This is a genomic window from Polaromonas sp. (assembly GCF_013817205.1).
In the GTDB taxonomy this organism is placed as follows: domain Bacteria; phylum Pseudomonadota; class Gammaproteobacteria; order Burkholderiales; family Burkholderiaceae_C; genus Polaromonas.
In genome coordinates this window covers 1-10,506 of the sequence record NZ_JACDDD010000107.1, presented here as the reverse complement: position 1 = coordinate 10,506, position 10,506 = coordinate 1, and the positions used below count along the sequence as shown (strand labels likewise).

General features: G+C 61.9%; 12 protein-coding genes. 3 read left to right on the top strand and 9 right to left on the bottom strand.

The window, feature by feature from the left end:
• Nucleotides 1–83: 83 nt before the first annotated feature.
• From glnA to H0W47_RS17315, 6 genes are all read right to left on the bottom strand, one after another.
• Complete coding sequence (glnA, locus tag H0W47_RS17340) at nt 84–1,499, bottom strand: type I glutamate--ammonia ligase (protein WP_296926652.1); 1,416 nt, start codon at nt 1,497–1,499, stop codon at nt 84–86.
• A gap of 221 nt (nt 1,500–1,720) precedes the next feature.
• A complete protein-coding gene (locus tag H0W47_RS17335) occupies nt 1,721–2,545 on the bottom strand; it encodes a molybdopterin-binding protein (protein ID WP_296926650.1) in 825 nt (274 codons plus the stop codon).
• A 25-nt stretch (nt 2,546–2,570) separates the two neighbouring features.
• Nucleotides 2,571–3,497, bottom strand: coding sequence for an EI24 domain-containing protein (locus tag H0W47_RS17330; protein ID WP_296926648.1), 927 nt, complete (start codon nt 3,495–3,497; stop codon nt 2,571–2,573).
• A 32-nt stretch (nt 3,498–3,529) separates the two neighbouring features.
• Nucleotides 3,530–4,486, bottom strand: a complete 957-nt coding sequence (locus H0W47_RS17325; protein WP_296926661.1) for a sterol desaturase family protein — start codon at nt 4,484–4,486, stop codon at nt 3,530–3,532.
• Nucleotides 4,487–4,491: 5 nt separating this feature from the next.
• Complete coding sequence (locus H0W47_RS17320; protein ID WP_296926646.1) at nt 4,492–5,304, bottom strand: polysaccharide deacetylase family protein; 813 nt, start codon at nt 5,302–5,304, stop codon at nt 4,492–4,494.
• Between the two features lie 160 nt (nt 5,305–5,464).
• A complete protein-coding gene (locus tag H0W47_RS17315) occupies nt 5,465–6,466 on the bottom strand; it encodes a YncE family protein (protein ID WP_367265425.1) in 1,002 nt (333 codons plus the stop codon).
• Between the two features lie 94 nt (nt 6,467–6,560).
• On the opposite strand from H0W47_RS17315, the gene H0W47_RS17310 reads away from it, so the two are divergent.
• On the top strand, nt 6,561–7,340 hold the full coding sequence (locus H0W47_RS17310; RefSeq protein WP_296926644.1) for an alpha/beta hydrolase: 780 nt from the start codon (nt 6,561–6,563) through the stop codon (nt 7,338–7,340).
• Between the two features lie 84 nt (nt 7,341–7,424).
• On the opposite strand, the gene H0W47_RS17305 is transcribed toward H0W47_RS17310, so the two are convergent.
• Entirely contained in the window at nt 7,425–8,153 is a 729-nt protein-coding gene (locus H0W47_RS17305; RefSeq protein WP_296926656.1) for a 16S rRNA pseudouridine(516) synthase, read from the bottom strand.
• A gap of 174 nt (nt 8,154–8,327) precedes the next feature.
• Here H0W47_RS17305 and H0W47_RS17300 point away from each other — a divergent pair, with 174 nt between their 5' ends.
• Nucleotides 8,328–9,626, top strand: a complete 1,299-nt coding sequence (locus tag H0W47_RS17300) for a phosphatidylserine/phosphatidylglycerophosphate/cardiolipin synthase family protein (RefSeq protein ID WP_296926642.1) — start codon at nt 8,328–8,330, stop codon at nt 9,624–9,626.
• A gap of 115 nt (nt 9,627–9,741) precedes the next feature.
• Here the strand turns inward: H0W47_RS17300 and H0W47_RS17295 are convergent, their stop codons facing one another.
• Nucleotides 9,742–9,945: a response regulator gene (locus H0W47_RS17295; protein ID WP_296926640.1), complete on the bottom strand. Its 204-nt coding sequence runs from the start codon at nt 9,943–9,945 to the stop codon at nt 9,742–9,744.
• Nucleotides 9,933–10,376: an ATP-binding protein gene (locus H0W47_RS17290; protein ID WP_367265424.1), complete on the bottom strand. Its 444-nt coding sequence runs from the start codon at nt 10,374–10,376 to the stop codon at nt 9,933–9,935. The genes H0W47_RS17295 and H0W47_RS17290 overlap by 13 nt, the downstream gene beginning before the upstream one ends.
• On the opposite strand from H0W47_RS17290, the gene tnpB reads away from it, so the two are divergent.
• The coding region (gene tnpB, locus H0W47_RS18675) for an IS66 family insertion sequence element accessory protein TnpB (RefSeq protein WP_367265426.1) at nt 10,355–10,506 on the top strand (152 nt) is incomplete at its 3' end. The two genes, H0W47_RS17290 and tnpB, sit on opposite strands and share 22 nt — an antisense overlap.

Genomic DNA, 10,506 nt, shown 5'->3' with positions numbered 1-10,506 from the left:
CTTGAGCGGAAATGGGCATAATAGCTGGGTATTCATCCAGTATATCTAAGTCCGCTGGAGCTAAGCGGATACCCCTTGGAAAGTTACAGTGAATAGTACATGTCGAATTCGATCGGGTGCGTCGCCTGGCGCAGGCGGGTCACTTCGGTCATCTTCAGTTCAATGTAGGCGTCGATCATGCTGTCGGTGAACACGCCGCCCTTGGTCAGGAAGCTGCGGCCCACGTCCAGCGCGTCCAGTGCCTGGTCCAGGCTGTGGCAAACGGTTGGCACTTTGGCATCTTCCTCGGGCGGCAGATGGTACAGGTCCTTGGTGGCGGCTTCGCCCGGGTGGATCTTGTTTTCCACACCGTCGAGGCCAGCCATCATCAGCGCCGAGAAGCCGAGGTAGGGGTTCATCAGTGGATCGGGGAAACGTGCCTCGATACGGCGGCCCTTGGGGTTGGCGACGTAAGGAATACGGATCGATGCCGAGCGGTTCTTGGCTGAGTAAGCCAGCTTGACCGGTGCTTCGTAACCAGGCACCAGACGCTTGTAGCTGTTGGTGCCAGGGTTGGTGATGGCGTTCAGCGCACGGGCGTGCTTGATGATGCCGCCTATGTAATACAGCGCAAAGTCGGACAGGCCCGCATAACCGTCGCCGGCAAACAGGTTCTTGCCGTCTTTCCAGATCGACTGGTGCACGTGCATGCCGGAGCCGTTGTCGCCAACGATGGGTTTGGGCATGAAGGTGGCGGTTTTGCCGTAGGCATTGGCCACATTTTGCACCACGTACTTGAGGATCTGCGTCCAGTCGGCGCGCTGCACCAGCGTGCTGAACTTGGTGCCGATTTCGTTCTGGCCGGCGCCTGCCACTTCGTGGTGGAACACCTCGACGGGAATGCCCAGGGATTCGAGAATCAATGACATCTCGGCGCGCATGTCTTGCGTGCTGTCAACCGGAGGCACGGGGAAGTAGCCGCCCTTGACGGTTGGGCGGTGGCCGCGGTTGCCGCCTTCGAGCTTTTTGCCCGAATTCCAGGGTGCCTCGTATTCTTCGATCTTGAAGAAGGTGCCCGACATGTCGGTGTTCCAGCGCACGTCGTCGAAGATGAAAAACTCAGGCTCGGGACCGAAGTAGGCGGTGTCGCCCAGACCAGATGCCTTGAGGTAAGCCTCGGCGCGCTGCGCGATAGAGCGCGGGTCGCGGTCGTAGGCCTTGCCGTCGGCGGGCTCGAGCACGTCGCAGCTCATGAACAGCGTGGTTTCTTCGAAGAAGGGGTCGATGTTGGCCGTTTTGGGGTCGGGCATCAGTTGCATGTCGGAAGCTTCAATGCCCTTCCAGCCAGCCACCGAGGAGCCGTCGAAGGCGTGGCCCGAGGTGAATTTGTCTTCGTCAAAGTGGGACACCGGCACGGTCACGTGCTGCTCTTTACCCCGGGTGTCCGTAAAACGGAAGTCAACAAACTTGACTTCGTTTTCCTTGACCATTTTCATGACGTCTGCGACGGTCTTTGCCATCAGAATCTCCTGTTGCTGGATGTGGTTGAAAATAACTTTCAGCTTCGGTGGGATGCACGTTTTGTGCCACACCGGATGGCGCTTTTTTCTGCCAAGCCTTCGATTGTGCCGTTAACTTGAGGCCTCGGACACAACAGGGCCGCGGGGCCGACCGGAAAATTGCGCGATTTTCAATGCACCATCACAGGGCGCAAGCAAATGCACACCATTGGTGCATCACATCAACGCACCAACTCGGGGCCTAACTTGGCATTGAAGCCGTGCAGGCCGGCCAGCAAGGCCGGATAAGCCGAATTGACAGCCGCCGGCGACCCCTTGACGCCCAGTTCGATATGACGACCGTACTCGGGGTGATCCACGCTGGGCAGGCTGAACACCTTGACTCCGCTGTGGGCTGCTTCAATTGCGAGCATCAAGGGCGTCAACGCCGCTTCCATAGAACCCATGACGATGACGGATTTCTCGGCGTAAGCTGATTTTTGGTGCAGATCGGCATAGGTCTGGTCCAGTACGGATTCGATCATGGGCCAAGCCATGACAGGAAACCCCGGCACGAAATGTACGCACCCACGCCCAACGTTGCAGCTAAACCCCGGAATCTTGTTGTAGGGGTTGGGAATGATGTCAGCGCCTGCTGGAAACATGCCCATGTTGAGGCGGTGGATGTTGTCATGACGATCCGGCTCGTAAGCCACGCCCTGCTCTTTCGCGATGTCCTGCATGCGCTCGCGGATCAGGCTTTCGGCCTCGGGGTGCAGCGCCAGCTCCACGCCGAGGGCGGCGGCGGCACACTGGCGGGTGTGGTCGTCCGGCGTGGCACCAATGCCGCCGCAGGAAAACACCACATCGCCGGAATTCCGCGCAGCAGCAAAAGCGCGCGCCAGCACGGCGGTGATGCGTGCCGGGTCGTCGCCTACATAGTCGGCATAGGCCAGCTGCAGCCCGCGCGCCGCCAGCAATTCGATGACCTTGGGCAGGTGTTTGTCGGCACGTTTGCCGGACAGGATTTCGTCGCCGACGATGACGAGGCCAAAAGAGGTGCTCATGGTGTGTTGTGAAGCCGAAGAAGAATCAGGGTTGTTGCCCGGGCGCCCCGGGGGCCGGCAGAGATGTGTCGGCAGCCGCCCGCGGCGACTCCAGCCGTTTGTCATATGCTATGGATTCAATAGCATCCTGCACAGGCAGTTCTTGGGCCAGAGCATTGTTTTGCCTTCGAAGTTGCTCCAACGCGGCAAGACAGTAGTGGGCGAACCACAGTGATGAAAAGGCAAATACCAGGGTGTACAGCCAGATCGCCAGCGGCACCAGCAGCGGCGCCATGGCGATGAACATCGCGCCCGACGCCCACAACAGGCTGGGCGCAGCGCCAAGGTAGCCACTGAGCACGCCTATGCCCAGCAGGCTGCCGCGGTGGCGCCGAAAAATCTCGCGCCGCTCTTCGGCGCTGGCATGGTCAACCATCGCGTCGTAAGACATCACACGGTAAGTCAGCCAGCCCCAGATCAGGGGCGGCAGGATCAGGATCAGCGGCGGGATCAGCCACAGCGGAATGGAAATGATCAGCGCAAGGGCAGCGAGCACCGTCGAGCCCAGCGACCAAGCCACGCTGGCCAGCAGGGACCCGCCTTTTTTGCGCTCCATGTGGGGAAAACGCCGTTCAGCCACCAGCGCCACCATGGTTGGCGTCATCAGCAGGGCCACAAACAGCAGCGCCACGATGACGATCACCGGAATGCTCAGAAACAGCAGGATGGTTGGCGCCAGCACCACCTGCAACTTGCCCATGCCCAGGCCTTCGAGCCAGCGCGCCATGGTGCCCAGCAGTTCCCAGCTTTCCAGGCTGGCGCGTACGGCGGCCAGCGCCTCTTCCCAGAAGAAGTAACCCAGCCCTAGCGCCAGCACCACCATGATGATGAGCGGCAACACCGACAGCGCAATCACACGTGGATGCAAACAGTAGGCCACCGCGCGCCAGAAGGAGTCCAGGAGTTTGCTCATAGCTGGAGGATACCCCGCCGCGTGGCGGCAGTTCAGGCTTTGCCGAAGAGGCGTTTGAGCCCCAGCCACTGTTGCGACCAGAAGCCTTGGCCGTAGTCACGCGAGTGCTCGACCTGGTCGCGGATGCCGGTCGGGTCGTAACGCTGCTGGAAGTTGGCGGTGCCGAAGATCACATCCCACCAGGGCAGCAACACGCCAAAGTTATATCCCCCCAGGGTGCCCTTCCCCGCGGTTTCATGCCCAAGGCCAATGCTGTGGTGCAGCCGGTGAAAACGCGGGCTGACCCACAGGCGCTCACCGACACGGCCGAACCAGAGCCGCAGGTTCGCGTGCTGGAAACTTTCGCTGAGCTGAGTCAGCGCCACGATGGCGATGAACTGGCCGGGCGCCACACCGATCAGTTGCGCCACCACCACCATGATCACGTCCACCAACACATCGTCGAGCAGATGGTTGCGGTTGTCGCTCCACATGGTCATTTGCCGCTGCGCATGGTGCAGCGAATGCAAGCGCCACCACCACTCGATCTGGTGCTGGCCGCGATGCGTCCAGTAGGCAATAAAGTCGAACACCACCAGGTAAATCAGCAGGCTGACGACAGCGTTGTCGCTGACGCCGGGCCAAAACTGGTCCAGGTGCAAGGTGCCAAAGCCGGCCGTGCGCGCCATGCCGAAAAAATCGTCGAACAAGGGCTCCAGCGTGAAAAACAGTGCGATGCGGAACAGCCCGAGGCGGTGAATCAGGGTGTAGAGGATGTCAGTGCGTATGGTGGCGCGGTCCGTCACCGGCTCGACCGGCCGCCAGCGCTGCAAGGGGCCGACCACCGCCAGCAAGATGGTGATCTGCATCAGTCCGACCAGAAACCAGGCGGTGGCAGCGTAGCCGTCTTCCAGCAGGTTGCCCAGCCCCGTCGCAAACAACACAGGCTGCACGGCGTTCTCGAACAGCCATTGCTGCAGCATCGAAAACCAGGCCTCAAGACTGTCCATGCCGCCTATTTTGCCGCTTTGGCCGGCGCCTGCTGCGCCTGCTGCGTTATCCACGGCTTGTAGCGCGGATGTTCAGCCAGGGTGGCAAAGCAGAAACCGCGCGCTTTCAACCCGGTGACCAGCGGCTCCAGCACCGCTGGAGCCCACGGGTCTTTGCGCGACCAGATGCCCAAGTGGGCCAGCAGGATGTCGCCGGCACGGATGTCCCGCAGCGCTTTTTTGAGAAGTTGATCGTTGGGATACGCCTCACTGGACAACTCGTCGCCGAGGAAGCCGGCCGGCGACCACCCCACGTGCTCATAGCCGCAGGCTTTCGCGGCGGCCAGCAGTTGGGGCGAGGTCTTTCCGCCCGGCGCGCGGAACAGCGGCAGCGGCTTTTTGCCAGTGAGGTCTTCGAGCCGCTTGCCCGCCTTGTCAATCTCGGCGCAATACTGGGCGGCGGTCCAGACCGACTCCTTGCCCTCCTGGGGGCCGGCTGACGGGCGCACCCGGAACTGCCCCCCGGCCAGGTCCCCGCGCCAGTAGGTATGGTCAAAGGTGTGCGAGGCAAATTCGTGGCCTTCGGCGGCGCGCGCCTTCCACCACGGCGCCCAGTCCTTGCCCAGGCTGCCGTCACCGGTCTGCGTGCGTTCATTGGCACCAAAAAACGTGGCCTTGACCTGGTGTTTGGCCAGGATGTCCGCCATTAGCGGCGCCACCCCCATGTGGCCGGTGTCCAAAGTCAGGTAAACCGCCTTGCCAGGCTTGCCTTGAACATCAAAACAGCCCTCAGCCCACGCCGGACGTGCGGAAGTAGCTATGAAAACGGTAGCAACCAAGAATGCTGCCAGAGACCGAACTCGGTTCCCTTTCAAGCAGGGGCCGCGGAACGGGCTTTGCCCGACCGCAGGCGCAGCGGCCCCTTTTTCATTGCAAGGGGCAGGGAGCTGCCGCAGGCCCGTAGTGAGCGACCGTGGGGGCCACATCCACCGTGGGGGCTCACCTTGGCGCATGATCCAGCGTCCAGACACCATGGGGACTCTTTCCAACATTGACTTGCCGCACCACCTTGCGGTCGGTCATGTCGATCACCGTGAGCTTGCGCGCCCAGCGAGAGGTGACGTAGATGAACTTGCCGTCACGCGAGACATCCATGCAGTCCGGCCCACCGGGCGCCGGGTAGCTGTCCACCACGGCCAGGGTTTGCAGGTCGAGCTTGCTGATGCTGTTGGCCACACGGTTGCTGACCAGCACATGGCGGCCGTCGCCCAGCGCGCGAAAAGCATGCGCGCCAGCGCCGGTCTTGATCACCTTGGTGCGCTGCGGCTGCTTGCCGCTCACATCAAACACTTCCACCGTGTCGCCGCCTGTCAGACCGACCAGGATCAGCTTGTCGTCGGCGCTGCCGTACAAGTCGGCCGGGATCGATCCGGTGGGCGTGCGCCACTTGATGGTTTGCGTCGCCAGGTCGATGGCAATCAACTCGTCACTGTCCTGCATGGTCGAGTACACCGTGGTGCTTTTGCTGTCTATCCACAAATGGCTGGGTGTCTTGCTGGTTGCCACGCGTTTGACCAGCGTGATGTTGCTGCCGTCCCAACGATAAAGGTCGATGTGATTGAGCCGGTTGGCGGCTGTGACGAACCACTTCATGTCCGGCGAAAAACGCAGATGGTAAGGGTCCAGGATGCCAGAGATCACCCGCTGGACCTCGGCCGTTTTCGGGTCGATGAAGGTCAGGGTGTCGGACAGCGCATTGGCCACAATCACCGACTTTTCGTCTGGCGTGAGGTAAATGTGGTGCGGCTCCTTGCCGGTCGCAATGCGTTTGGTTTCGGTCCAGGTCAGCGGGTTGATGACACTGACATTGGCATCCAGCGAGTTGAGCACAAACACCGGAGCGGGCTGGGGCTGGGGCTGGGGCTGGGCCAGGGCGGGTAGTGCTGCGGCGCCTACGAGGCAGCACAGGGTCACGGCAAATAGACGAGGGGGGAGGATCACAGAGAGCTTTCTTCAGGCGACGGGCAAGTGTAGCGGGCGGGCCTTGCCTAACGCGCCAGGGGGGCGGTCCGCTTACATCCCGTACCATCGCTGGATGGATTTTCTGGACATTCAGGGCGTGCGCATTGAGCTGCAGCGCATCGCCGGCCCAACCGCACGCGCGCCCCTGGTCTTCCTGCATGAGGGCCTGGGATCGGTCAGCCTCTGGACCCAGCGCGGCAACAGCTGGCCGCAGGCGGTGTGCCAGGCCACCGGCCGGGCCGGCTTCGTCTATTCACGCCGCGGTTACGGCCAGTCGGACGCGGTGGCCGATGTGCGCGGCAGCGGCCGTCTCGCGCCCGACTACATGCACCGCCAAGCCTGTGAGGTGCTGCCCGCACTGCTGGAGACCCTGCAGATCCGCCAGCCGGTGCTGCTGGGCCATTCGGATGGCGCCAGCATCGCCCTGCTCCATGCCTCGCGATACCCGGTCAGCGCCGCCATTGTGATGGCGCCCCACCTGATGGTCGAAGACGTCGCCCTCCAGGCGATTGCGCAAGCGACCACGGCTTTTGAATCAGGGGGGTTGCGCGACAAGCTGTCCCGTCACCACGCCGACGTGGACGGCGCTTTCTGGCAGTGGAACGACGTCTGGCTGTCGCAAGCTTTCCGCAGCTTCGACATACGCCCGGACTGCCGCTTGATCAGAGCTCCCCTTCTGGCGATCCAGGGCCTGGGTGATGAATACGGCACCATGGCCCAACTCGATGAACTGGCGCTGGCGGCGCCGCAGACGGTGCAGTTGCACCTGGCCGACTGCGGCCACTCGCCCCAGCGCGACCAGCCTGAGCGCACGCTGCAGGCTGTGGCGGCCTTCCTCAAGCCATTGCCCTGATGAGCGTCGAATGCTATTAAATCAATAGCTACTTGCGCCCGCCAGACGGGGGCTAGAGGCCATTTTGATGCTCAAACCGCAGACTCAGGCTGAAATCGCGGCCAGATCCTGCGCCGTCAGCCAGCGCCACTGCCCGGGCAGCAGGTCAGCCGGCAAATCCAGCGAACCGATGCGCGCGCGGTGCAGGCCACCGACCTCCTCGACCCGGTTGCCGACGGCGGCGATCATGCGTTTGACCTGGTGGTACTTGCCCTCTGTCAGCGTCAGGCGCAGCGTCTGCTCACCGGTTTTTTCGCAGGCGGCGGCCCGTACAGGCTTGGGGTCGTCGTCCAGCACCACGCCGGCCAGCAGTTTGGCGACCTGTTTGTCGTCCACCAGGTGTTTGGCGCGCACCTCATAGACCTTGGGCACATGGTGCTTGGGCGAGCTCATGCGGTGGATGAATTTGCCGTCGTCCGACAGCAACAGCAGACCGGTCGTGTCCTGGTCCAGCCGCCCAACCGCCTGCACCCCGGCCGCTGCGCCGCCGCCACGCTGGCGAATCGGCGCCGGCAGCAGCGTGTAGATACTGGGGTAGGTGCTGGGTTTTTGCGAACACTCGTAGCCCGCCGGCTTGTGCAGCATCAGGTAGGCCTTGGCGTGGTAAGCCCAGTCCACGTCCTGAACCGTGAACCGCAGCCCATCCGCTACGAATTCCATAGCAGGATTCTCACACAGGACGTGGTCTACAGCCACAAAACCTTGTTGAACCAGCCCCGCGCAGACGCGCCGTGTGCCGAATCCCTGAGAAAAAAGAATGTCTTGAAGTTGCATGGTGGCCATGGCCGTATTGTCGCCCGGCCCATCGAGCCGCCCGCCTACCTGCCGAAGCGCCGGCTTCCGGCAGCGGCATGGTCGCGGCCCGGTTTAAATTGCTTGCGTTGCGCCATCTCGCAACACCGCCAACGCCTTTGCCGAGGCCTCCGATCCTTCTTCCAACCGCAGCACATGGGTAGCCGCACGATGATCAAGAAAAAACGCCTGTTGAGGACCATCCTCATTACATCTTTTGCCGCGCTGGCCGTAGTGCTGTTGGCCGCCAACTTCACCAGTGGCGAGAAACACGTCAATCAAGAACTCCCCCGCCTGTACAGCACTGCGGACCCGCAGTACCAGCGCGCCATGGGGGCGCTGCTGGGGCCCGCAGTGGTCGGTGGTAACCGGGTTCAGGAGTTGCTCAACGGCGACCAGATCTTTCCTGCCATGCTGTCTGCGATACGTGGCGCCAAACACAGCATCACATTTGAAACCTATATCTATTGGTCCGGCGACATCGGCCGGGAGTTCGCAGATGCCCTGACTGAGCGGGCCAAGGCCGGGGTCAAGGTTCATGTGCTGCTGGACTGGGTGGGCAGCGCCAAAATCGACAACGCCTTTTTGGAGAAAATGGAGACCGCCGGCGTCGAGGTCCGCAAATTTCACAAGCCGCACTGGTACAACTGGGGTCGCATGAACAACCGCACCCACCGCAAGCTGCTGGTGGTTGATGGCAAGACCGGCTTCACAGGCGGGGTGGGCATTGCGCCACAGTGGACCGGCGCGGGCCAGGATGCCGAGCACTGGCGCGACTCTCACTTCAAGCTCGAAGGCCCGGCGGTGTCGCAAATGCAGGCCGTGTTCATGGACAACTGGCTCAAGGTCACCGGTCAGGTGATGCACGGCGAGACCTACTTCCCCGCTCTGCAGCCCGCGGGCAACAGCCGGGCCCAGGTGTTTTCAAGCTCGCCATCGGGGGGCAGCGAAAGCATGCAGTTGATGTATCACCTGTCGATCACGGCAGCCGAGCGCAGCATTGATCTGTCCAGTGCTTATTTTGTCCCGGACGATCTGACCAGCAGCATCATCACCGATGCCCTCAAGCGCGGCGTCAAGGTCCGCATCATCACGCCCGGTGAAATCATTGACACAGACACCGTTCGCGCAGCCTCTCGCGGCACATGGGGACCGCTTCTTCGGGCCGGGGCCGAAATTTACGAGTACCAGCCCACGATGTACCACGTCAAAGCCATGGTGGTAGACAAGTTGCTGGTTTCAGTCGGCTCGACCAACTTTGACAACCGCTCTTTCCGGCTGAACGACGAAGCCAACCTCAATGTGTTTGACCCGGCGTTTGCCGAACGTCAGTCCAAAGTCTTCGAAGATGATCTGCGCAAGTCACGCCAGGTGACCTTGGAGGAATGGACTGACCGGCCGCTCAAGGAAAAGCTGATGGAGCGTCTTGCATTGCTGATCGGCTCACAGCTGTGAGCAGGGCGCGCAGAACGCCTCCCGCCTGAAGACAACGGCTGGGGAGTGGCTGGGGTCTACTGAATGACTTCCTGAAACCCGGCTGGAACTAGCGTTCAGCTGCCCCGCCAGCGGTTCAGCCCCTGCCCAGCCTATTGAACAACTGCTCGACGGTGTCGAAATCAACGGGCTTGACCAGATGGTGGTCAAAACCCGCCTCTCTGGACCGCGTACGGTCCGAGTTTGTGCCCCAGCCGGTCAGCGCCACCAGCGTGATGCCCTTCAACTCGGGCGAAGCGCGGAGCACCCTGGCCAACTCGTAGCCGTTCATTCCTGGCATGCCGATGTCCAGGAAAGCGATTTCGGGGCGGAATGACTGGCAACCTGTATCGCCTGCCGCCCATTTTCGGCTACCGCCGTCACGTGCCCGATCATCTCCAGGACCATTGACAAAGTGTTGGCCGCATCAGTGTTGTCGTCCACGACGAGCACCTTGCGCCCGTGTTGGCCGTTGTTTGCGTTGGCACCATTAACGGGTTGCCGAACTCCATGCTCGTCGGCGTCACTGGCAACACAGGGAAGGCGAATCGTGAAGGTGCTGCCCAAGCCCTGACCGGCGCTGAAAACACTGACTGTGCCCTCATGCATCTCCACGAGGTTCTTGACAAGCGACAAGCCAATGCCCATCCCACCTTGGGAATGAATGATGTTGCGGTCGAGCTGGCTGAACATGTCAAAAACGCCGTGCTGTGACTCCGGGGGAATGCCCACCCCGGTACCTGTTCGCCAACCGACGGGCCAACCGGATGAAGGTGCTCGTGCACGACGGCATCGGCGTGTGGCTGGCTGCGCGGCGGCTGAACCAGGGCAAGTTCGTCTGGCCCAAAGACGCATCAGGCAC

Excerpts from the sequence above, each read along its gene's own strand:
- glnA (WP_296926652.1), bottom strand. The coding sequence starts at position 1,499 with ATGGCAAAGACCGTCGCAGACGTCATGAAAATGGTCAAGGAAAACGAA.
- H0W47_RS17335 (WP_296926650.1), bottom strand. The coding sequence starts at position 2,545 with ATGAGCACCTCTTTTGGCCTCGTCATCGTCGGCGACGAAATCCTGTCC.
- H0W47_RS17330 (WP_296926648.1), bottom strand. The coding sequence starts at position 3,497 with ATGAGCAAACTCCTGGACTCCTTCTGGCGCGCGGTGGCCTACTGTTTG.
- H0W47_RS17325 (WP_296926661.1), bottom strand. The coding sequence starts at position 4,486 with ATGGACAGTCTTGAGGCCTGGTTTTCGATGCTGCAGCAATGGCTGTTC.
- H0W47_RS17310 (WP_296926644.1), top strand. The coding sequence starts at position 6,561 with ATGGATTTTCTGGACATTCAGGGCGTGCGCATTGAGCTGCAGCGCATC.
- H0W47_RS17305 (WP_296926656.1), bottom strand. The coding sequence starts at position 8,153 with ATGCAACTTCAAGACATTCTTTTTTCTCAGGGATTCGGCACACGGCGC.
- H0W47_RS17300 (WP_296926642.1), top strand. The coding sequence starts at position 8,328 with ATGGGTAGCCGCACGATGATCAAGAAAAAACGCCTGTTGAGGACCATC.
- H0W47_RS17295 (WP_296926640.1), bottom strand. The coding sequence starts at position 9,945 with ATGCCAGGAATGAACGGCTACGAGTTGGCCAGGGTGCTCCGCGCTTCG.